This window comes from Flavobacterium ustbae, assembly GCF_003946915.1.
In the GTDB taxonomy this organism is placed as follows: domain Bacteria; phylum Bacteroidota; class Bacteroidia; order Flavobacteriales; family Flavobacteriaceae; genus Flavobacterium; species Flavobacterium ustbae.
The window spans coordinates 289,880-313,110 of sequence record NZ_RPOC01000002.1; the positions used below are offsets into that span (position 1 = coordinate 289,880).

Annotated in this window: 16 protein-coding genes; 6 read left to right on the top strand and 10 right to left on the bottom strand. The window is 33.7% G+C overall.

Annotated elements, in window-relative coordinates; genetic code table 11:
• Positions 1–334: 334 nt before the first annotated feature.
• The 4 genes from hutH to EG814_RS05225 all read left to right on the top strand — a co-directional run bounded on the left by hutH (position 335) and on the right by EG814_RS05225 (position 5,047).
• Complete coding sequence (gene hutH / locus EG814_RS05210) at positions 335–1,849, top strand: histidine ammonia-lyase (RefSeq protein ID WP_125719611.1); 1,515 nt, start codon at positions 335–337, stop codon at positions 1,847–1,849.
• A gap of 49 nt (positions 1,850–1,898) precedes the next feature.
• Positions 1,899–2,543 (top strand): DUF47 domain-containing protein, encoded by a 645-nt coding sequence (locus EG814_RS05215; protein WP_125719613.1) that lies wholly within the window; start codon positions 1,899–1,901, stop codon positions 2,541–2,543.
• A gap of 31 nt (positions 2,544–2,574) precedes the next feature.
• Entirely contained in the window at positions 2,575–3,915 is a 1,341-nt protein-coding gene (locus EG814_RS05220; protein WP_125719615.1) for an inorganic phosphate transporter, read from the top strand.
• A 139-nt stretch (positions 3,916–4,054) separates the two neighbouring features.
• Entirely contained in the window at positions 4,055–5,047 is a 993-nt protein-coding gene (locus tag EG814_RS05225; RefSeq protein ID WP_125719617.1) for a WG repeat-containing protein, read from the top strand.
• A 12-nt stretch (positions 5,048–5,059) separates the two neighbouring features.
• Here EG814_RS05225 and EG814_RS05230 read toward each other — a convergent pair whose 3' ends face one another.
• The 3 genes from EG814_RS05230 to EG814_RS05240 form a co-directional block, all read right to left on the bottom strand.
• Complete coding sequence (locus tag EG814_RS05230; RefSeq protein WP_125719619.1) at positions 5,060–5,578, bottom strand: DUF421 domain-containing protein; 519 nt, start codon at positions 5,576–5,578, stop codon at positions 5,060–5,062.
• A gap of 101 nt (positions 5,579–5,679) precedes the next feature.
• A complete protein-coding gene (rimK, locus tag EG814_RS05235; protein ID WP_125719621.1) occupies positions 5,680–7,047 on the bottom strand; it encodes a 30S ribosomal protein S6--L-glutamate ligase in 1,368 nt (455 codons plus the stop codon).
• Positions 7,048–7,188: 141 nt separating this feature from the next.
• Positions 7,189–9,735, bottom strand: a complete 2,547-nt coding sequence (locus EG814_RS05240; RefSeq protein ID WP_125719623.1) for an ATP-dependent Clp protease ATP-binding subunit — start codon at positions 9,733–9,735, stop codon at positions 7,189–7,191.
• 258 nt (positions 9,736–9,993) lie between these two features.
• On the opposite strand from EG814_RS05240, the gene gyrA reads away from it, so the two are divergent.
• Positions 9,994–12,639, top strand: a complete 2,646-nt coding sequence (gyrA, locus tag EG814_RS05245; RefSeq protein ID WP_125719625.1) for a DNA gyrase subunit A — start codon at positions 9,994–9,996, stop codon at positions 12,637–12,639.
• A 35-nt stretch (positions 12,640–12,674) separates the two neighbouring features.
• On the top strand, positions 12,675–13,943 hold the full coding sequence (locus EG814_RS05250; protein ID WP_125719628.1) for a tetratricopeptide repeat protein: 1,269 nt from the start codon (positions 12,675–12,677) through the stop codon (positions 13,941–13,943).
• 62 nt (positions 13,944–14,005) lie between these two features.
• Here the strand turns inward: EG814_RS05250 and EG814_RS05255 are convergent, their stop codons facing one another.
• The 7 genes from EG814_RS05255 to EG814_RS05285 form a co-directional block, all read right to left on the bottom strand.
• Entirely contained in the window at positions 14,006–14,425 is a 420-nt protein-coding gene (locus EG814_RS05255) for an OsmC family protein (protein WP_125719630.1), read from the bottom strand.
• Between the two features lie 206 nt (positions 14,426–14,631).
• The gene (locus EG814_RS05260) at positions 14,632–16,611 is read right to left on the bottom strand and encodes a DUF349 domain-containing protein (RefSeq protein ID WP_125719632.1); all 1,980 of its coding nucleotides are present in this window, start codon (positions 16,609–16,611) and stop codon (positions 14,632–14,634) included.
• Between the two features lie 250 nt (positions 16,612–16,861).
• Complete coding sequence (locus EG814_RS05265; protein WP_125719634.1) at positions 16,862–17,608, bottom strand: lipid A phosphoethanolamine transferase; 747 nt, start codon at positions 17,606–17,608, stop codon at positions 16,862–16,864.
• Positions 17,609–17,676: 68 nt separating this feature from the next.
• Positions 17,677–18,429, bottom strand: coding sequence for a shikimate dehydrogenase family protein (locus EG814_RS05270; RefSeq protein ID WP_125719636.1), 753 nt, complete (start codon positions 18,427–18,429; stop codon positions 17,677–17,679).
• A 2-nt stretch (positions 18,430–18,431) separates the two neighbouring features.
• On the bottom strand, positions 18,432–19,826 hold the full coding sequence (locus EG814_RS05275) for a tetratricopeptide repeat protein (protein ID WP_125719638.1): 1,395 nt from the start codon (positions 19,824–19,826) through the stop codon (positions 18,432–18,434).
• A 264-nt stretch (positions 19,827–20,090) separates the two neighbouring features.
• The gene (locus EG814_RS05280; RefSeq protein ID WP_125719640.1) at positions 20,091–21,284 is read right to left on the bottom strand and encodes an aspartate aminotransferase family protein; all 1,194 of its coding nucleotides are present in this window, start codon (positions 21,282–21,284) and stop codon (positions 20,091–20,093) included.
• A gap of 236 nt (positions 21,285–21,520) precedes the next feature.
• Positions 21,521–23,182, bottom strand: a complete 1,662-nt coding sequence (locus EG814_RS05285) for an OstA-like protein (protein ID WP_125719642.1) — start codon at positions 23,180–23,182, stop codon at positions 21,521–21,523.
• Positions 23,183–23,231 lie beyond the last annotated feature (49 nt).

Consider the following 23,231-nt stretch of genomic DNA (forward strand, 5'->3'; position numbering starts at 1 on the left):
CAGCTTTTTATAAGAGTTAAAAACTTGAAAAGCTTTTTTACGAATATTTTAATAATTCAAATCTGCGTAATTTAATATTGAGCATTTGTTAAAAGAGGATATGTTAAATTGATGTTTTGATATATTTTGGAATGTAGTTTTTAAAGATTTAATCCGTTCAAAAGACTGAATTTTAATTCAAAATGATCTAAAAATGGAACGAAAGACAAAGTTTTAGTTCAAAAAGAAATTTAAAGTATTTAAATGGCTTTTGTTAAAATCTTAATTATTGTGATAATTTTTTGCTTTTTAATATTGATTTGTTGAATTTTGGCGTTTAAAATTTCAAATCATCATGAGAGAGATCCATTATATAAGTTCAGAAACTATTACTTTAGAAACCTTACAAGAAATTCTAAGTCAGAATAAAATATTAGAATTGTCTGAAGAGGCTAAAGTCAATGTTCAGAAATGCCGTGATTATTTAGATAAAAAAATGGCATCGCACACAGCGCCAATTTATGGAATCAATACTGGTTTTGGCTCTTTGTATAGTGTGAAAATCTCTAATGAAAATTTATCTAAACTTCAGGAAAATTTAGTTAAATCACACGCTTGCGGAACAGGAGAAGAAGTTCCAGCTGAGATTGTGAAAATGATGCTTTTGCTGAAAATCCAATCTTTAAGTTATGGACATTCTGGCATTCAGTTACAAACACTGGAGCGTTTAGTTGACTTTTATAATAATGATATTCTGCCTATTATTTATACGCAAGGTTCACTTGGAGCTTCTGGAGATTTAGCTCCTTTGGCACATTTGTCTTTGCCATTAATAGGTGAAGGAATTGTACTTTTTGAAGGAAAAAAAGTAGCTTCTGCCGAAGTTTTAGAACATTTTAACTGGGAACCAATCGTTTTGCAGTCAAAAGAAGGTTTGGCTTTATTAAACGGAACGCAGTTTATGAGTGCTTATGGAGCGCATATTTTAATTAAAGCTTACAAATATTCGTATCTAGCCGATTTAATCGGAACTATTTCGTTGGAAGGATTTGACGGAAGAATCGAACCTTTTAATGAATTGATCCATTATATTCGTCCGCACAAAGGGCAAATCGTAACCGCACAACGCATTACTGAATTTTTGGACGGAAGCGAAATTATCACTCAAGAAAAGAAACACGTACAAGATCCGTATTCTTTCCGTTGTATGCCGCAAGTTCATGGCGCTTCAAAAGACGCCATTGATTATGTTCGAAAAGTTTTCAAAACAGAAATCAATTCGGTTACCGATAATCCTAATATTTTTATTGAAGCCGATCAGATTATTTCTGGAGGAAATTTCCACGGACAGCCTTTGGCTTTAGCGCTTGATTTTATGGCAATTGCTTTGGCAGAATTAGGAAGCATTTCTGAAAGAAGAACGTATCAATTAATTTCAGGATTGCGTAATCTTCCTGCCTTTTTAGTAGATAATCCAGGATTGAATTCAGGATTTATGATTCCGCAATACACAGCGGCAAGTATCGCAAGTCAGAACAAGCAATTGGCAACTCCGGCAAGTATTGATAGTATTGTCTCTAGCAACGGCCAAGAAGACCATGTAAGCATGGGAGCAAACGGTGCTACAAAAGCCTTACGAATTTTAGACAATTTAGAACGTATTTTGGCAATAGAATTATTAAATGCGTCACAGGCAATTGCATATAGAGAGCCACTAAAATCGAGCGATTTTATCGAAATGTTCTTGAATAGCTACAGAGAAATCGTGCCTTTGGTAAAAGAAGATAGAATCTTACATAATGACATAGAAAATACGGTTTTATTTTTAAAGAGTTTTCAAATTGAAAACGATTTGTTAACAATGGCTTAACACTGAAACGTGTTATTGAAGGTAATTTTGCGCTATCAAAAATAAAACAATGTCAATAAACAGTATTTTCCAATTTTTAGTGCCGAAAGACAAAAAATTCTTTCCACTTTTTGAAGAAGCTTCAAGCAATTTAATTGAATTAGCTTCTAACTTACACGAAGCTGTAAATTTACCATTAAAGGAAAGAGAAGTTCTTTTTCAAAAAATTGACGAATTAGAGCAAAAAGGAGAAGACATTACACGTCAGACCAATTTAGAATTGAGTAGAAATTTCATTACTCCATTCGATAGAGAAGACATCCACACTTTAATTACTTCTATTGATAACGTTGCAGATTACCTTCACGGAGCTGCAAGCCGTATGAAACTGTATCAAGTAGATAAGATTACAAAATCTATCAGAAAGATGACAGAAATCAATCTTGAAGCTTGTCAAAACATTGACAGTGCGGTAAAAGAGTTGAGCAACTTAAAGAATATCAATGTTATTAAAGAAGCTTGTGCTAGAATCAACAAACTAGAAAACAAGTCTGATAACGTATATAACAAAGCAGTTTTTGAAATTTTTGAAAACGAAACAGATGCTAAAAATATTATTAAATATAAAGAAGTATTATCTGTTTTAGAATCAGCAACAGACAAATGTAAGAGTGTTGCGAACATACTAGAATCTATTTCTGTAAAACATTCTTAATTCAATTTTTTCAATCTGAAGTTATAATTTTATGACGCTACTTATATTAATTATAGTATTAGCCTTAATTTTTGATTACATCAATGGTTTTCATGATGCGGCAAATGCTATAGCGACTGTTGTTGCTACAAAGGTTTTGACACCTTTTCAGGCCGTGGTCTGGGCAGCATTTTTTAACTTTCTGGCTTATTGGGTTTTCGGATTTGGTGTTGCGGATACTGTTGCTAAAACAGCGCATACCATGGAAATTAACCTAGTTGTAATTTTAGCCGGAGTTATTGCCGCAATCTGTTGGAATTTATTGACTTGGTGGTTAGGAATTCCTTCAAGTTCTTCGCATACACTTATTGGAGGTTTTGCTGGAGCGGCTGTAGCGCATGCTATCGCAGTTCATGGTTTTTCTGGATATGTTGGAGAAGATGGCGCAACACATTATTGGTATGAAATTGTAAGCTGGTATAAAGCCGGAAAAGATGGCGGAATGCCGTCTGGGGTTCTTATCATTATTGCGTTTATTGTTTTGGCACCATTAATTGGAGCATTAGCCTCTTATTTAATTTCGATCTGGCTTTTAAATGCTTCTCGTAAAAATATTTGGCCTAAAATCTTTACTGTAGCTTTAATGATCGCTACGATTGTTTTCGTATACTACCAAATGGTTTCTTACGAAGAAATTTTAGAGCATGGTAAACCTCGTTTTGAATCTCATTTTTGGAGCGTAGTGTTTGATTCTCATAATATTAAATGGTTTTTAGTAGCCTTTATTATTCTAACTGTTAGTGCATTTTGTTTAATATTCAGCAGTTTAAATCTTCATCAGGCGGATGCTGCTTTAAAGAAAATGCAATTGTTATCTTCTGCGGCATTTAGTTTAGGTCACGGAGGAAATGACTCTCAAAAAGTAATGGGTATTATTGCTGCAGCTGTAGCAGTTTATATCAATACAAATCCAGGTGTACACATGGCTGAATGGCTTGATGTGGTTTTACCAAATGAAGATGCTGGAATTAAAGGTGTTATGCCAGGATGGATTCCGTTGGCATGTTATTCTGCAATTGCAGCTGGTACTTTAAGCGGTGGATGGAAAATTGTAAAAACAATGGGATCTAAAATCACAAAAGTAAGTTCGTTTGAAGGTGTTGCAGCAGAGACTGCGGGAGCTTTAACACTTTACTTTACAGAACACTTAAAAATTCCAGTAAGTACAACACACACCATTACAGGATCTATTATTGGTGTTGGATTAACAAAACGTGTTTCTGCAGTTCGCTGGGGAGTTACCGTAAGTTTAATCTGGGCTTGGATTTTGACTATTCCAATTTCAGCTTTATTAGCAGGTTTAGTTTACTTTATTTTAAGTGTGTTTATTTAAATAAATCATATTCCAATATATAAAACCGATTTCAATCTGAAATCGGTTTTTTTATTTTAATTTGTTTTAAAATGAAACGACAAAAGCTTTTGTAAATACAGTATATTTTGTCGATTTTTGAAGAAGTTAATATTTTAGTATGAAGAAATTAATCCTGCTGTTTTTATTGCTGGCTGTACAAAACAGTTTTGCTCAATCTAATAATACATCTTTTAAATATGGTTTTGTAGATCAAACTGGTAAAGAGATAGTTCCTTGCAAGTATGACGGTCTTGAGACATTTATAAATGGTTTTGCTGTAGTGCAGCTCAATGGTAAATTTGGTTTAGTCGACAAAACAGGCAAAGAAGTTGTTCGCTGTACGAATGATAAGATAATAAACAAACAAAGTTGGATTATAATCAATAATAAAAATACCAAGCCACACTATTTGGTTAAATCATCTGATGTGTTGTTGACTAAAAAATATGAAGAAACAAAAACGTTGTCTCCAGAAATAATTGCCGTAAAAAAGAATGAAAAATGGGGATTTATAGATGTTGTAGGTGATGAGATTAATCCAAAGTATGAGGAGATAAGTAATTTTTCGGATCGATTTGCTGTTGTAAAATTGAATGCTAAATATGGAATTGTGGATCAGATCGGAAAAGAAATTATTCCACCAATATACGATCGTGTGCAGAATTTTAAAGAAGGCGTTGCAATTGTAGAATCTAATGGTAAATACGGAGTGATTAATGAAGATGGTAAAATGGTAATTCCTGTTGAGTACGATATGAATTTTTATTTTATGAATGGTGTTTCGATTGTAAAGCTAGGTGATAAATATGGCGTTTTGGATAATGAAGGAAAAGAAATAGCGCCAGTAAAATATGATTTCATGGTTGTAAATAATGACCTGATTCAAATGAAATTGAATAATAAATACGGTCTGATTAATAAAGAAGGAAAAGAAATTTCTCCAGTTAAATATGATTGGATCGAATCTTTTAAAGATGGAATTGCAGCAATTAAACTAAATGGAAAATACGGTTTTATTAATAAAGAAGGCGAAGAAATTGTTGAACCAAAATACGATAAAGCAGATAATTTTATTGATGGAATGGCAGCTGTTAGGGTTATTAAAAATTAATCGCATACCGTATCAAGACTTTTGAAGGTTTTTACGATTATGCTTGCGTTTATAATGCGTCTGTTTTAGATTTTTTTGATCTTCAGAAATAATACTTATTGTTCCGTCAATTTCGAGCATGGCCAGTTTTATATTTTTGAAATATTCGATGCCGTGTTCTCTCATAGCTTCTTTTAATTCTTCGTCAGAAATATCGAGTCTGCTTAAGGTTTGAAAGTCTAATTTCCCATCATGAACTAGAACTTGAGGTTTATCTAATAGTAAATCGCTAATAGTTTTATATCTGCGGATCAGTTTTTTTATAATGTAATTGATGATGAATAAAACCAAAGCGGCTACCAAGCCTCCAATTAAACTTGTGTCTGGGCCAACCATAGCGTTTTGAACGGAATTGCTAATAAGTAAAATCAGAATTACATCGGCGGTGTTTAATTGGGAAAGCTCTTTTTTGCCGAATACTCTCAAAGCAATTGTCATGAAAAAATAAACAGCGATACTTCTTAAAACAATATCTAGATAGGGAAAAGCCATATTTTTTATTTTAAAGTTAAATAAAAAAGCTTTGTCAAAGTTTTAAAACTTTGACAAAGCTGCTAAAATATTTATGCTGAATTAAGTTTAAATGAACTTAATTATAATTTGAAATTCTTTTCAATCGCTTTAATCATTTCTCCGGCAACATCTTTATTGGTTGCGCCTTCGATTCCTTCAAGGCCTGGAGAAGAGTTTACTTCTAATAATAGCGGGCCTTTAGAAGAGCGAATAATATCTACTCCGGCCACTTTTAAGTCCATTGCTTTCGCGGCTTTTATGGCGATCTTTTTCTCTTCAGGAGTTATTTTGATAACAGAAGCCGTTCCACCAAGGTGAATATTAGCTCTAAATTCGCCTGGCATAGCTTCACGCTGAATTGCTGCAACTACTTTTCCATCTATCACAAAACAACGAATGTCTTTTCCGTTGGCTTCTTTAATAAATTCCTGAACTAAGATGTTAGCATTTAAACTTTTAAAAGCATTAATAACACTTTCTGCAGCTTTTTTGGTTTCGGCTAAAACAACGCCTTTTCCTTGCGTTCCTTCTAATAATTTTACAATTAAAGGTGAACCGCCCACCATTTTAATTAAATTGTCTGTATCAAGCGGAGAATTGGCGAATCCCGTTGTCGGAATGTCGATACCGCTATTTAAAAGTAACTGTAAGGAATATAGTTTGTCTCTAGATTGCGTAATAGCAGTTGCCGAATTCAAGCAAAAAACCTTCAAAGCCTCAAACTGACGGGTAAGCGCACAGCCGTAAAATGTAATGCTCGGTCTTATTCTCGGAATAATAGCATCAAATTGATTTAAAATCTTTCCGCCTCTATAATGAATTTCTGGAGTTTTGGCATCCAATTTCATATAGCATTCTTTGATATTCAAAAAATGCATTTCGTGTCCGCGCATTTCGCCGGCTTCCATAATTCTTTTATTGCTGTAAAGCTCTGGATTGCTGGCTAAAACACCAATTCTTAAGCCAGAACTTGCTTTTTCAGAGTTCTGATATAATTCTTTAAGTGATTCTGCTGTAGGCTGTCCTAATAGGTATTTCTGTTCTGGATCTACCAAAACCCTTCCGCTCATAGCTTCGCGCCCTAAAAGCATTCTGAAACCCATAGAATCGCGATTGGTTAAAGTCATTTCGATAGGCCATTTTGCATCGCCAATTTTTAAACTGGTCTGAATGACGTAGCGATGCTCTCTAAAACCGCTAGAACTTTTCACAATTCTCTTATCGACCAGCGGAGCTTCGCAGTGAATAATAGTTTTAATATTATTCTGAATCGGATTAATATCAAATTTAACCCAATTGGCATCATTTTTTATAAAAGGAGCTATGTTTAATGCGTGCATTGCCGAAGTTTTAGCGCCAGAATCCACACGAGCCTTGATTGTCGGGATTCCTAGTTCTGGAAATGAGCACCATTCTTCGCTGCCTAAAATGACTTTGTTTTGAAGCATATATTGTTTCTTTATTATAGTATTAAAATTCAAAAATAGCTATTTGCTTTTACTAAAGATAGTGATTTTTACAAAAAAAAATGCCCGTTATGTTATGAAAACGTAACGGGCAAGTTATTAGTGTTATAATTTTTGACTAATTTATTGATTAGTCGGTTCTTCAGCTTTATGAATTTCAACAGATAATTCTTGAGAATCTTCTTTTAAATCCATCCAGATTTCATCACCAGAATGTATTTTCGAAGTAATGATTTCTTCAGCTAACAAATCTTCAACATATTTTTGAATTGCTCTTTTTAAAGGACGTGCTCCAAATTGTTTGTCGAAACCTTTCTCAGCGATAAATGCTTTTGCTTTGTCAGTTAAACTTAATTTGTAGCCTAACTCTGCAATACGAGAATATAGTTTTTTCAATTCGATTTCGATAATCAAATCAATATCAGCTTTTTCTAATGCATTAAATACAATTACGTCATCAATTCTGTTTAGGAATTCAGGAGCAAAAGTTTTCTTCAAAGCGTTTTCGATAATGCTTTTTGAGTTTTCATCAGCTTGAGCTGTTCTTGCAGCTGTTCCGAATCCAACACCTTGTCCGAAATCTTTTAACTGACGCGCACCAACATTAGATGTCATGATAATGATAGTGTTTTTAAAGTCAATTTTGCGACCTAAACTATCTGTCAAATATCCATCATCTAAAACTTGAAGCATCATATTGAATACATCTGGATGTGCTTTTTCGATCTCATCTAAAAGAACCACACAATATGGTTTTCTACGAACTTTTTCAGTCAATTGACCTCCTTCTTCGTATCCAACATATCCTGGAGGCGCTCCAACTAAACGAGAGATCGCAAATTTCTCCATGTATTCACTCATGTCTATACGAACAAGAGCATCTTCAGAATCAAATAATTCTTTGGCTAAAACTTTAGCCAATTGTGTTTTACCAACACCAGTCTGCCCTAAGAAAATAAACGAACCAATTGGTTTGTTTGGATCTTTAAGTCCAGCTCTGTTACGCTGAATAGAACGTGCAATTTTTAGAACTGCCTCATTTTGCCCAATTACTTTATTCTGAATTAATTCAGGTAAATGTGCCAATTTGTTGCTTTCTGTTTGCGCAATTCTGTTTACAGGAATTCCAGTCATCATTGAAACAACATCGGCTACATTATCTTCTGTAACTTCAATACGGTTGTTTTTAGAATCTTCTTCCCATTGTTCTTGAGCTAAAGCTAGATCTTTTTCAATACGTTTTTCATCATCGCGAAGTTTGGCTGCTTCTTCATATTTTTGTTTTTTAACAACCATATTTTTCATTTCGCGCACTTCTTCCAGCTGACGTTCTAAATCCAAAATTTGTTTCGGAACATCAATGTTAGTAATATGCACGCGAGAACCAGCTTCGTCCATTGCATCGATCGCCTTGTCTGGTAAGAAACGCTCAGACATATATCTGTTTGTCAGTTTAACGCAGGCTTCAATAGCTTCTGGCGTATACGTTACGTTATGGTGATCTTCGTATTTGTCTTTTACGTTGTTCAAGATTGCAATCGTTTCTTCAACAGAAGTTGGTTCTACAATTACTTTTTGGAAACGTCTTTCTAAAGCTCCGTCTTTTTCAATATACTGTCTGTACTCATCAAGAGTAGTAGCGCCAATACATTGAATTTCTCCTCTTGCTAAAGCAGGTTTGAACATGTTTGAAGCATCAAGTGAGCCTGTTGCTCCTCCAGCACCTACAATAGTATGGATTTCATCAATAAAAAGAATAATATCATCGTTTTTTTCCAGCTCGTTCATCACGGCTTTCATTCTTTCTTCAAATTGTCCTCTGTATTTTGTTCCGGCAACTAAGCTAGCCAAGTCTAGAGTTACAACACGTTTGTTGAAAAGAATACGAGAAACTTTCTTTTGGATAATACGTAAAGCAAGTCCTTCTGCAATAGCAGATTTACCAACTCCAGGTTCTCCAATAAGAAGCGGATTGTTCTTTTTTCTACGGCTTAGAATTTGAGAAACACGTTCAATTTCTTTTTCGCGTCCTACAACTGGATCTAGTTTTCCTTCCTCGGCCATTTCTGTTAAATCTCTCCCAAAATTATCTAAAACTGGTGTCTTAGATTTTTTGTTTGACTTATTGGCGGGATTATTAAAACTGCTTTCTTTAAGACTGTCATCTTGTCCTGAATCGTCATTGTACGATTCGTTTCTTGGCAAGTTTTCTAAGAATTCTTCTTCGTTTGGAGTCATATTTAAATACTGTTCTTTAGCTACGTCATAATCTATTTTCAGTTTATTCAATAGCTTGGTTGTTGGATCGTTTTCGTTTCGTAAGATACACAATAGCAAATGTGCCGTGCTTATCGATGAACTTTGAAATACTTTTGCTTCAAGAAAAGTGGTCTTCAGGGCTCTTTCGGCCTGTCGGGTAAGATGAAGGTTTTTCTTTTCTGCATTTACTTCAACGCTCAAGTTGGCTGGGCTCAGTATTTCTACTTTTCTGCGTAAATGATCTAAATCGACAGCTAGGTTGTTAAGTATATGAATAGCTTTTCCGTTACCATCTCTTAAAATACCTAGCATAAGATGTTCTGTACCAATAAAGTCATGACCCAATCGAAGAGCCTCTTCCTTACTGTACGTAATAACATCTTTTACTCTTGGTGAAAAATTATCATCCATAATATATAATTGGTATTGTAAATTTAGTGAATTACAGTTTTAAAAACAAAAACCGTACCCTTCAGAATCTCCTGTCAGCTAATAGACGAAAAAAAAGACAATAAAACAGTTAAAAAACGCTTAATTTATTAACTAAAAGCCAAAATAAAGTTGTTAATAAATCATTGAAATAAGTGTAAGGAAATAGCTGAAAAAATTTCAAAAAAACGTATCTTGGCACGCTTTGATAACTAATATAATTATTTAATATAACAACTTATGTCTGAAGGAGAAAAGTTAATTCCTATTAACATAGAGGATGAAATGAAGTCAGCTTACATCGATTATTCGATGTCAGTAATTGTATCGAGAGCACTTCCTGATGTTAGAGATGGCTTGAAACCAGTGCATCGAAGAGTTCTTTACGGAATGTATGATTTAGGTGTAACATCGAGATCTGCCCACAAAAAGTCTGCGAGAATCGTAGGGGAGGTTCTTGGTAAGTACCACCCCCATGGTGATACCTCTGTTTATGATGCAATGGTACGTATGGCGCAGGAATGGAGTATGCGTTATTTGTTAGTTGACGGACAGGGTAACTTTGGTTCTGTCGATGGAGACAGTCCTGCAGCAATGCGTTATACGGAGGCCAGAATGCGCAAAATTTCTGAAGAGATTATGGCCGACATCGAAAAAGAAACAGTTGATTTTCAATTGAACTTTGACGATACAATATATGAGCCAAAAGTAATGCCAACAAGAGTTCCTACTTTATTAGTAAACGGAGCAACAGGTATTGCAGTTGGTATGGCGACTAATATGCCACCACACAATTTAACTGAAGTTATCAATGGTACTTTGGCGTATCTTGATAATAATGATATTGAAGTAGATGAATTAATGACTCATATCAAAGCTCCTGATTTTCCAACGGGAGGTATTATTTATGGATATGAGGGCGTTCGTGAAGCTTTTAAAACCGGTAGAGGGCGTATTGTAATGCGTGCTAAAGTTGGTTTTGAAGAAGTTGACGGAAGAGAATGTATTATCGTTACTGAAATTCCATATCAGGTTAACAAAGCCGAAATGATCAAGCGTACTGCTGATTTGGTTAACGATAAAAAAATCGAAGGTATTGCCAATATTCGTGACGAGTCTGACAGAAGCGGTATGCGTATCGTTTACATCCTGAAGCGTGATGCTACGCCAAACGTAGTTCTAAATACTTTATACAAATACACTCAGTTACAGTCTTCTTTCAGTGTAAATAATATTGCATTAGTAAAAGGGCGTCCTCAATTGTTGAATCTAAAAGATATGATTCACTATTTTATTGAGCACCGTCATGATGTAGTAGTAAGAAGAACGCAGTTTGAATTGCGTAAAGCCGAAGAAAGAGCGCATATTTTAGAAGGGTTAATCATTGCTTCTGACAATATCGACGAAGTAATTGCGTTAATTAGAGGGTCTAAAAACACAGACGAAGCAAGAGAGAAATTAATCGAAAGATTTAAATTATCAGATATTCAAGCTCGTGCAATTGTTGAGATGCGTCTACGTCAGTTAACAGGTCTGGAGCAAGATAAATTAAGAGCGGAGTATGAAGAATTAATGAAGTTAATTGAGCATTTGAAGGCTTTATTAGCAGACGTTAATTTAAGAATTGATTTGATAAAAGAAGAGCTTACAGAAATTCGCGATAAATATGGTGATGATCGCCGTTCTAAAATCGAATATTCTGGAGGAGATGTAAGTATAGAAGATTTAATTGCAGATGAAAGTGTAGTTATTACCATTTCTCATGCAGGTTATATCAAACGTACTAACTTATCAGAATACAAAACACAAAATAGAGGTGGAGTTGGACAGAAGAGTGCCGGAACAAGAGATCAGGATTTCTTAGAGCACATGTTCGTTGCGACTAATCACCAATATATGATGTTCTTTACCCAAAAAGGAAAATGTTTCTGGATGCGTGTTTATGAAATTCCGGAAGGAAGTAAAACCGCAAAAGGTAGAGCAATTCAGAACTTGGTAAATATTGAAAGTGATGATAAAGTAAAAGCTTTCATTTGTACGCAAGACTTAAAAGACAAAGACTATATCAATACGCACAATCTTGTAATGGTAACCAAACAAGGTCAGGTGAAGAAAACTTCTTTAGAGAAATATTCTAAACCAAGAGCAAATGGAGTTGCTGCTATTACAATTAAAGAAGGTGATGAATTACTTGGTGCTCAATTGACAAACGGAGAAAGCCAAATTATATTAGCAGTTAAATCTGGTAAATTGGTTCGTTTTGAAGAAACTAAAACACGTCCGATGGGAAGAACAGCTTCTGGAGTTCGTGGAATTACCTTAAAAGATGATAAAGACGAAGTAATCGGAATGGTTACGGTTGATAAAAATGATATTTCGACATCACAAATTCTTGTTGTAACTGAAAACGGATACGGAAAACGTACCAAATTAGTTGATGACGATGGAGAAGATGTGTACAGAATTACAAACCGTGGAGGTAAAGGAGTTAAAACACTTAATATCACCGAGAAAACAGGTAACTTAATCTCAATCAACGCTGTGACAGATGCAGATGATTTAATGATTATCAATAAATCGGGATTAACGATCAGAATGGCAATTGAAGATTTACGTGTTATGGGACGTGCTACTCAAGGTGTTAGATTGATTAACCTAAAAGGAAAAGATTCTATTGCTGCTGTTACAACTGTAATGAAAGATGATGTTGAAGAAGTGGTTGTCGATGAAGACGGTAATGTTATTGAATCTGGGATTGAAAGGATTAAGCCTGATTTGGAAGTTTTAGAAGATGACACAGTTGTTGAGGATGAGGATGATTCTGATGATGAAGTTGTAGAGGATGAAGAAGATGCCGATGAAGAGGAAGAGGAATCTGAAGAATAATTAAAAGAGAAAATTAAATACAAATAAATATTATTATGAAAAGTAAATATGTTATACTAGCATCAGCGTTACTGATTTCTGTAGCTACGTTTGCTCAAAAAGATCAAATTAAAAGTGCTGAAAAGGCATTGAAAAGTGGTGATGCTCAAGGAGCTATTACGATACTAAAAGATGCTGAGAGCTTAGTTGCAAATGCTAAAGAAGCAGAGCAGGCACAGTATTATTTTGTTCAAGGTAATGCTTTTCTTGACCTAGCAAATAAAAAGGTTGAAGAAAGTAAAAATCTATTAGCTGCAGCAAATAGCTACAAAAAATTAATTGAAGTAGAAAAAGCTTCTGGAAAACAAAAATATTCAACTCAAGCAGCAGAATCAATTACAAACATCAAAGGATTGTTGATTAATTCTGCAATTGCTGATACACAAGCAAATAAAAATGCAGAAGGGGCAAAAAAATTATACGAAGCGTATGGTTTAGATAAAAAAGATACTATCAACTTGTATTATGCAGCATCTACAGCTGTAAATTCACAAGATTATGATCTTGCATTACCTATGTATGAAGAGTTGAAAAAAATAAACTTTTCTGGAAAAGGAACTTCGTATTTAGCTACAAATAAAGCAAACGGAAACGATGATAATTTTGCTAATGCTAAAGAAAGAGATTTAGCTGTTAAATTAGGAACGCACGAAAAACCTAAAACAGAAGCTGTTCCTTCAAAAAGAGGTGAAATCTATAAAAACTTAGCGTTGATTTTAGTTCAAAAAGGGCGTACAGAAGATGCTAAGCAAGCAATCGCTGATGCTAGAAAGGCAAACCCAGAAGATACTTCTTTAATCTTGACTGAAGCTAATTTGTACCTAGAAACTAAAGACTTCGAAAAATACAAACAATTAGTTGGAGAGGCTTTACAAAAAGATCCAAACAACGCTGATTTAGTATTCAACTTAGGAGTAATTAGTGCTGGAGCTAAAAACAATGCTGATGCAGAGAAATATTATCTAAAAGCAATCGAAATCAATCCTAACTATACAAATGCTTACTTGAATCTTGCAGCATTGAAATTGGAAGCTGAGAAACCAATCATTGACGAAATGAACAAATTGGGTACTTCTGCTAAAGATATGAAACGTTACGATGTTTTAAAAGCACAGAGAGAAGCTGTTTTCAAAGGAGTTATTCCTTACCTTAAAAAAGCTAATGAGTTAGATCCTAAAAACGAGGATGTTTCTAAAACACTAATTGGAGTTTACAGCGCTCTTGAAATGACTGCTGAAGCTAAAGCTTTGAAAGCAAAAATGTAATACTTCTTGTTTCAAAGCCATAAAAAAACCATCAGCCGCGGGCTGATGGTTTTTTTATGGTTTTAACTGATTAATTCAGCAGATAGTGTAATTGTAGTATTCAATAGTTTTGAAATCGGACAGATTTCTTTCGCTTTAGCTGCCGTAGAAGCAAATTCTTCTGCAGAAATTGATGGAACTTTACCTTTTAAATCTAAATGAATTAAAGTGATGGTTCCGTCTTCAAAAGTTACTGTTGCTTCTGTGGTTAAATCATCTGCAGTAAAACCACCTTCGTTCAGTAAAAAGCTTAATTGCATGGTAAAACAGCCCGAATGCGCAGCCGCAACCAATTCTTCTGGATTTGTCCCAACACCATCAGCAAATCTTGTTTTAAAAGAAAGTTGAGCATTATCTAAAGTAGTGCTTTGTGTACTAATTTTTCCTGTTCCTTCCATACCGGTTCCTTTCCAGTTGGCGTGTGCTTTTCTTGTAAATTTCATTTTTTAGCTATTAAAATTAATAATTGATTTGTTATTAGGTGATTATCAAATAGTAGTAATCTATCAAATATACCTAAAATTTTGCATTTCAGCTTTATCAATTTGTTAGCTTTGAAATTAAAACTTACAAAAAAATAAAATTCCAAATTCCAATTGCGTTTATTCAATTGGAATTTGGAATTTTTAAAATTTGGAATTTTCTATATTTATTCCTGTCCTAAGTTTCTTAATTGTTTCAATTTATCTTTCCAAACCTCAAGACTTTCTTTGTGAATTGCAATGTTTTTACGTACTTCCGTAACAATTGAATTCTCTTTTTTAGCATTTTTAGTATTGGTAAAGAACTGAATATTGTTTTCTAATTGGAAAATTTCATTTTGAACTTCTTCAATTTTACGCATAATAAAGATTTTCTCGTTATCTAATTTGCGTGTATCGTTACTATCAGATAAAGAGTCAATACGGTTGGCAAAACGCATCATTTCTGATTCTTTTTTGCTTAGACTCAATTTTTCAAAAAGAGCATCTAATATTTTATTGAATTTTCCTTCGATATGTCTTCTTGAGAAAGGAACTTTGCCCAATGCTTTCCAAGCTTCAATATGTGCTTTAATGGCATCTAAATCTGTTTTGTGATCTCCAGTAAGTTGGAAAGCTCTCAAAACATCCAAATATGCTTTTTTGTTATCAAAAGCAGCAACTTCTTCGCCATTTTCTTCTGACTTATGCTCTTTTAACTTATCAAAATAATGGTTGCATGCATCCTTAAATTCTTTCCAGATTTTATCTGAATATTTTTTAGGAACATGTCCAATTTGTTTCCATTCTTCCTGGATCTGCTTCATTACAGGAGTTGTTGCCGAAAAATCGGTGCTTTCTTGTAATTCTTTAGCCTTAGCAACTAGAGCAAGTTTTTTATTTAGATTGTCGTTTTGGTCTTTCTTAATATCCTTGTAAAACGAATTTTTAAAGGCATTAAAGTTTCTAACAGCAGTTTTAAAAGCGGCCCAAGTTTCTTCATTTACTTCAGATGGTACTTTTCCTGCAGCAAAAAACTCATTTCTTAAATCTTCTACTTTCTGAATTTGTAGTAGCCATTGCGAATGAGAATTTACTTTTTCTGTTCCAAGAGTTTCGATTTTAGCAATAATCTCTTTTTTGATTTCAAGATTTCTGCCTTCGTTTGCTCTTTGGTTTTCAAATAAGACTTCTCTTTTATCGTGGATTTTCTTAGTCAGTTCACTAAATTGATTCCAGATTGTGTCGCGATGCTCTTTAGAAACAGGTCCAATTTCTTCTTTCCAAATTCTGTGTAAATCCTGTAATTCACGGAAAGATTTATTTACATCGGCATCATTTACCAATTCTTCTACACGAGCTATTATTTTTTGCTTTAATTCTAAATTATGTTTAAAATCTAAATCTCTAGCTTCACGATCTAAATGAAGATAGTCATAGAAGTTTTCTACGTGAAAATGATAATTATTCCAAACGTGATTGTATTTATCTTTCGGAATTGCTCCAGCATTTTTCCATCTTTCTCTTAATTCATTAAAATGTTTAAGAGTATCTTTTATGTTTTCCTGCGGATTAATTAATTCTTTTAATTCTTCAACAATAGCCAGACGATTTTCTAAATTGGTTTTTAAATTGGTTTGTAAATGTTTAAAATGAGCATTTCTTTTTTCTCTAAAAACATTATAATATTCGTCAAATTTAGATTTTAGAGGCAGATGATATTCAAACTCTTCATTTGGATCTGGATTAGAAGCTAAAAATTCTTCTTTTTTCTCCTCTATAAGATGATGATATTGTAGCAAGAAAGCTTTTTTGATTTCTTCAATATGATCTTTTACAGACATCACTGCATCTGTATTAACCAGTTTTTTAAGTTCATCAACAAGAGCGTCCAACGAAAATGTGTTGTAATCTTGCATAGGAATGTCGTGACGTTCCTTCAGCGTTTCGTCTTCACTTTCAGCAGCATTTGAATTGGTAATAACATCTAATGCTTCTTGATGAGCATTTTCTTGTTCTTCAGATTCATTTTCAGTTTCTGACACTAGATCTTCGGTCAAAATTTCAGAATCTGATATTTCAATTGCTTCATTTGTTACAGAATCATTTATTTCGATTCCAGATTTTCCGTCTGCTTCATGCAGGTTATCATTCTTTTCTTCTAACATCTTTAAAAATGTATAAGGTTTTTATTTTAAACAGTGCGAAAGATAGTAAAGGTGTTTCTAAATACAAAATAAATCCTTTGTTTATGCTCTTTTTACGATCAAATTCTTATTATTGAGAACCATTTGAAAATAGGTTAAACGATTTTAGGATGATTTATTATTATAAATTTAAATTTTGGATTGCTATTTTTTTTAGACAATGTGTTTTAATATCGCAGTATATATAGCCTTTAAGTAGTATAAATGAAATTCAGAACAAAACCAGAATTCCTGCTTCAAGACCTAAATTGTATGTTTTTTGACCTCCAAAAGCAGCACTTGGATGAATGTAAACCAAATTGGTAGGTGTAATTTTTCGTCCAAATTCAACGAAAGCATTATTCTGAAAACCTTGCAAAACATCATTATAACGAAATGCTACATCTGCTGCAATCCAGTTTTTGCCAAAAAAGTATAGAACAACATTTTCTAATACTGTGACGCTTATATCGTTGCGGCTATTTGCTCCGGCAAAACTCGCTTGATATTCTAACGTAGAGAGCCATAAAAGCTTTTTGGGGTAAAGATACTTTCCGTAAATTACTGCAGGCATAACGACCCATTTTCCAGATCCAAAGTTCGGGTCAGATGCAGTATTGCCATAAACTCTAGTACGTAGTGCAATTCCGTTATTATTTTTCATAAACGGTATATAACTTACTCCCATACCAACGTCGCCTATAGCAGTTTTGTTTATCGAATTGGTATTGGCAGAAATTAGCGGAAGATCAAAACGTAAATTCCAAGCTTTGTTACCCACAGGAAGTAAGACTCGAACTTGAGTGGTGTTAAAAGAGCCATTGTCTGTGTCTAGATATTCATCAAAAAAAAGAAGCGTTTTGAGGAAATAATGGTAGCGCGGTTCAGAGAAAGGACTATTTTTAGGTATAGTATCTTGTGCAAAGAGCCTACCGGTAATCAAAAAAAATAAAATGCTAAGTAATTGTATTTTATTCATAACCACCTGTTATTTAGTGGATTAAAAATACAAAAAATACGTTAACATTTTATTTTTTGCTATTTATTTTATTTGTTCCATATTTTCCAAGCTTTTTCAGCCTGAAAAATAAGCATATCGTGCCCGTTTTTAATTACAGCTCCCTTTTCTTTTGCTTTTCGTAAGAAAGTAGTTTCTGCCGGATTATAGATTAAGTCGTATGCAATGTGCTTTTCTGTAAAAAACTCATAAGGTAAGTTTGGACAAGCTTCGATATTTGGACTTGTTCCAACTGGCGTGCAATTGATTATAATTTGAAAATTGTCAAAAGTAGTAGCATTAATCAAATCGTAATCTATTATGTTTTCTTTAGCTTCTCTAGAAACGAAAGTATACGGAATATCCAATTCATCCAAAGCAAAAGCAACACCTTTAGAAGCTCCGCCTGTTCCTAAAATAAGTGCTTTTCTGTGATGTGGTTCTAATAGTGGTTTTAGCGATTTTTTAAATCCGTAATAATCAGTATTATAACCTTTTAACTTGCCACTTTTAGTAAATTTGATAGTATTGACAGCGCCAATTAGAGCAGCTTTTTTTGATAGTTTATCTAGAAAAGGTATAACTTGTTCTTTGTACGGAATTGTAACGTTTAATCCTTTTAAATCAGGATTGTTTTTAATTAACTCAGTGAAATAATTAATCTCAGATATGTCAAAATTCTCATAGCTGTTGCCAGCAAAAACTTCATTATTAAATTTTTCTGTAAAATAACCTTTTGAAAAAGAGTAGCTTATGTTGCGTCCTAATAATCCAAAACGTCTTCTTAATAAAATATCAACCATTCTTATTTACGATGTTTTTCTATATAATTTTTTACTGTTTTTTTTGCCCAAACTACAGGAAACAAATCTTCTATTAAAATATAATTGTCAAAATTTAGGCGTAAACCATTGCTTAAGTGAAATTTAGCTTTTGTGTTGTCTTGAATCATAAAATACAATCCAGCCAAACGATATTCGATTTCATTTTCTTCTGGAAAATATTCTGTCGCTTGCAATAAAGTTTGGATAGCCGTTTCAAATTCACCTAAAAACTGAAGGATATCAACCCAGAATAACCAAGTGTCTAGTGCGTAATCTCCAAATTCAACTGCTTTTCTAAAACCAAATTCGGCTTCTTCAAAGAAATTCATTTGTTTGTTGATCGTAGCATATCTTTTCCAGTACAAACGATTCTGATTGTCGATTGCCAAAGCTTTATTCACAAAAAACAAAGCTTTCTGATAGTTTTTCTGGCGAAGATGAAAATCTGTAATCGCAATCCAGCCTTTGTCTAAAAGCGGATCTTCGTGCACCGTTTGGTTATAGTATTGAATTGCTTTCGCTAAATTACCAAGTTTTTCATAACACTTTCCAATTCGAAGAAGCGCGTACGAAGTCGCATCATCCAATTCGATAGTTCTGTTATAGCTTTCAATTGCTTCGTTGTATTTTTTCAGACGCTCATAAGCTTTTGCTTTTTCCATAAAAGCGCCTAAAAATTCATCATCAATCAGCGTTGCATAATCAAAAGCGCGAATAGCATTTTCATATTCTTTTACGCCATAATGAAGACGTCCAAGCTGATGCCAAGCAATTTCGCTGTAAGGATTTCTGTTGATGTATTCATTCAAATAAACAATCGCTTCTTGATTTTGATCTAAAAATTCAAAACAGTACACTACATTATAAAGCGCAGACTGATCTTCTAAATCTTCTTCAAGACATTTGATGAAACTTTCTTTTGCCAATTCTAGATTATCCATAAAAAGATATTCCATACCAATCAAATTGTATACATCTGCATAATCATCAGTATACTGAAGTGCAATTTTTAACAGTTCAACTGCTTTTTCATGCTGATCTCTTTTTGAACAGATATTGGCTTTTTGGATGTAGATTTCCTCGTTGTTGGGTTCAATTGCGTACAACTCATTCAAAAGCTTTTCAGCGATATCGAGTTTGTCATCATAAACTAGCATTTCTACTTGTACTAATTTTAAGCCTGTAGATTTTGGATGCTGGTCTAATGCAAGTTTTAAGGCCTTTTTTGCTAAATTAGCCTTGCCTATGTCTAAATAATGAAGAATTATTTCTTCGAATTCTTCAGAATCAAAAAAGAGTACTTTGTTGGTTTTTAACATCGACTCAAATTTGGATAGGGATAGGTTATAATCTTCTTCTTCGTTGCTTAATTGCATACTTCGTATATTTGAAATTAGCCTGTTATAAATTTAGGCAACCATATAATTGTTGTAAGGATAAGAAATTAATTGTTTTGAACAATTTAATTAACAAAATATGGCGTTTTTTATTCTATTTTAGGAAGAAATATCCTTTATTATTAAAGGATTAACTTCAGTTTTATTCTTTTTTTATTTAGGCAGAAAGATTTTAATGAAATATAAATTGAGTATTATTTTCTGTCGTTTTTGTTGAAACTGCGCTCAAAATAATTTTGAATTCTATTTGTTGTTCTTTTTTATTATCTCATCCATAACGTCTAAAATAATAGCGCAGCCTTCTCTAATTTCCTCTTCAGAAATCGTTAAAGGTGGTGTGATTCGTATCGCGCATCCTTCAAATAAAAGCCAGAATAAAATAAGTCCTCTGTCTTGACAGGTTAAAATGACTTCGTTTGTAATATCTGCCGATTCTGTCATCGCGGCAAGCATTAATCCTTTTCCTCTAACTTCTGTAATCAAAGGATGTACCAAAAGTGATCTGAAGAGTTTTTCCTTTTCAAGCGCTTCTGCCATTAAATTTGTTTCAGTTAATTCTTGCAAAGTAGCCAAACAAGCTGACGCAATGACAGGGTGACCTCCAAAAGTCGTAATATGTCCTAATTTCGGATTTTCTGTTAAAAGATCCATTTTTTCAGAAGAAGCTGTAAACGCTCCAACAGGCATTCCGCCACCCATTCCTTTTCCCATAACAACGATGTCTGGAACTACGTCATAATTTTGGAAACCGAAAAGTTTTCCTGTTCTTCCAAAACCAGGCTGAATTTCGTCGACAATCATTAAAGCTCCAACCTCATCGCAGCGTTTGCGAACTTTCTCCAAGAAATTGTTTTCTGGCTGAATAAATCCAGCTCCTCCTTGAATGGTTTCTAAAAGAATGGCTGCAGTTCGAGTGGTTATTTTCTGTAAATCTTCTTCGCTGTTGAAAGTGATAAAATCAACATCTGGAAGCAAAGGCCTGAAAGCTTGTTTTCGTTCTTCAAATCCCATAACGCTCATAGATCCCATTGTGTTTCCGTGATAAGCGTTGTGACAAGAAATAAGCTGGCTACGGCCTGTAACTCGTTTTGCCAGTTTTAGCGAGCCTTCAATCGCTTCTGTTCCAGAATTTACCAAATAGGTTTTATTTAAAGATTCTGGAAGAAGTGAAGCCATCATTTTACAATATTGAACGGCTGGACTTTGTGAATATTCTCCGTAAACCATTACGTGAGAATATTTGTCCAACTGATCTTTTATCGCCTGATTGACTCTCGGATGCTGATGTCCTAAAGTGCAAGCCGAAACTCCGGCAACAAAATCTAAATATTTCTTATCGTTTGTGTCGTATATGTAAGAGCCAATGGCATGCGAAACTTCCATTCCGAGTGGGTAAGGAGAAGTTTGCGCTTGGTATTTTATAAAATCTGGATTCATTTTTTCTTAAAGGTTCAAAGTCGCAAAGGTACTAAGGATCTAAGGTTTTTTAACTTTACGCTTAGGTTAACTTTTTTTTTAAGCTTCAAAGGCACTAAGGTTCTGAGATACTAATTTTTTTTTTACTTTATGCTTAGGTTGACTTTTTTAAAGTTGCTAATATCCTAAGGTTTTAGCGTACAGTATTTACTTATTTAAGTTTAAGCTGAACACTAAAAAAAACTGTACACTGACCACTATTTCTTACTCTTAGCAGCTGGATTCTTCTTGTCGTAATTCAAAGTTTCCTTCCTGACTTTTAGCGGAATATTTTTACCTTTTTCTTCCTGTTCTTTTCCTTCTTTAATCAGTTTTTCATTCAGTTCGTTATCTTCATCGGTAAAAATATCATCTTTCGACTTTATTCTTTCGGCACCTCGCCAGTTCATTCCTCGCAGTTTTCTAGCATTTTCTGGGAGTTCGTCTTCTGGAAAAATATCACCATCAACTTTATTGAAGAAAGTAATGGTTTCTATAGCATTATTCTCCAAAATCATATTGATTTTACTGCTAACATTTTTATTGATTCCGATTAGTTCATTGGTATCATTTCGCATATAATAAATGACTTCAGTATTTTTGATTACATCAACATCATGGAGTTTTCCATCCCGGAATTTTCCAAACAAATTGAGTCCCTTGACCTGATTATAACCCGTTCCGAGCGTATCCTTGGAGAGAACAAAAGTATTATTGAGGACTTTTAAAGAGTCAATTTTTCTTGTTGTATTGTCGCCAATTAAGTGCATTACATCTCCTGTAATTTGGTTTTCGCCATTCCACAAAATCGGATTTCCGATCAATTTTGTCAAAGCGATTTTAGAATCCGAATGTATAGAATCGCATTTACCGCTCATATCCGTTTTATAAAAACGAACATTGTTAAAAGCACGCAGAATTCGCTCGCCCTCTTTTCCTGTTACCAATAATTTTTTTCCGTGAATGTAAACCGAATCATTTTCAACCAAATTAATCGCTACCGCTCTTTTGGTTACAAACATCGAATCTTTCAGTTTATAAAGCTCTGCATAATGTCCTTTTACAATTCCTTTATTAATCGAATCGGTAATTTTTACATTTCGCGTAGCCGATGCAAATTCAATATTTCGATTGTAATATAAACTATCGCCTTCTATAAGTCGGTCGTCGTATTTGATATAAGATCTTCGCAGAAAATGTGCTAAATTTTTCTTCGTATCATAAAAACCTTTTTCGGTATAAATATAATTGGCTTTACTCGTAATAGTTGAAGGGCCAAGAAGATACGTATGTCCAGAATTACTATAATAATCCAAGTGATTGGACTTAATCACATATTTTGGATTTGTAATTGTAACTTCAGTCAAAAACTGGAATTTCTTTTCTTTCACGTAATATCTTCCAGATTTACTTACCAAAGTATTGTCTTTGTTTACAATTGTTCCTTTAGTATTGTAAAATGCTTCTTGGATATTTCGATCAAAATTGATGGTATCGGTACGTAAAGTGGCATCTGGAGAAGTTAGAACTGCATCTCCTTTAGCGAAAGCTTTTTTTTCATTTCCGCTGTATTCGGCATATTTACTATTTAAGAACAAAGTATCTCCCTGCACTAATTGTACATTTCCGAATGCTTTTAGATAATTTTCTTTTTGAAAAAAATAGGCTTTATTGCAAGTTAAAACCACACCATCGTGAGTTATTTTTACATTTCCTGATAGTAAAACAGCATCTGGTACAGCATTTTGATCGACTGACGACCAATCAGCATTTTCGACTATGATGGTTTTAGGAGTTTGCGTCTTCTTTTTGGCTTGTGCAGAAATTAAATGCGAACTTAAAAACAGACAACAAAATATGAAAAAGAGTGATTTCTTCAACTGATTAAATTTTTGTCAAATTTATAAAAAAGGTTACAATTTAAAGGTG

Coding starts and splice junctions, on each gene's coding strand:
- EG814_RS05270 (WP_125719636.1), bottom strand. CDS start 18,429: ATGGTTGATATTTTATTAAGAAGACGTTTTGGATTATTAGGACGCAAC.
- rimK (WP_125719621.1), bottom strand. CDS start 7,047: ATGCTTCAAAACAAAGTCATTTTAGGCAGCGAAGAATGGTGCTCATTT.
- EG814_RS05215 (WP_125719613.1), top strand. CDS start 1,899: ATGTCAATAAACAGTATTTTCCAATTTTTAGTGCCGAAAGACAAAAAA.
- gyrA (WP_125719625.1), top strand. CDS start 9,994: ATGTCTGAAGGAGAAAAGTTAATTCCTATTAACATAGAGGATGAAATG.
- EG814_RS05265 (WP_125719634.1), bottom strand. CDS start 17,608: ATGAATAAAATACAATTACTTAGCATTTTATTTTTTTTGATTACCGGT.
- hutH (WP_125719611.1), top strand. CDS start 335: ATGAGAGAGATCCATTATATAAGTTCAGAAACTATTACTTTAGAAACC.
- EG814_RS05250 (WP_125719628.1), top strand. CDS start 12,675: ATGAAAAGTAAATATGTTATACTAGCATCAGCGTTACTGATTTCTGTA.
- EG814_RS05225 (WP_125719617.1), top strand. CDS start 4,055: ATGAAGAAATTAATCCTGCTGTTTTTATTGCTGGCTGTACAAAACAGT.
- EG814_RS05230 (WP_125719619.1), bottom strand. CDS start 5,578: ATGGCTTTTCCCTATCTAGATATTGTTTTAAGAAGTATCGCTGTTTAT.
- EG814_RS05275 (WP_125719638.1), bottom strand. CDS start 19,826: ATGCAATTAAGCAACGAAGAAGAAGATTATAACCTATCCCTATCCAAA.
- EG814_RS05260 (WP_125719632.1), bottom strand. CDS start 16,611: ATGTTAGAAGAAAAGAATGATAACCTGCATGAAGCAGACGGAAAATCT.
- EG814_RS05280 (WP_125719640.1), bottom strand. CDS start 21,284: ATGAATCCAGATTTTATAAAATACCAAGCGCAAACTTCTCCTTACCCA.
- EG814_RS05255 (WP_125719630.1), bottom strand. CDS start 14,425: ATGAAATTTACAAGAAAAGCACACGCCAACTGGAAAGGAACCGGTATG.
- EG814_RS05240 (WP_125719623.1), bottom strand. CDS start 9,735: ATGGATGATAATTTTTCACCAAGAGTAAAAGATGTTATTACGTACAGT.
- EG814_RS05220 (WP_125719615.1), top strand. CDS start 2,575: ATGACGCTACTTATATTAATTATAGTATTAGCCTTAATTTTTGATTAC.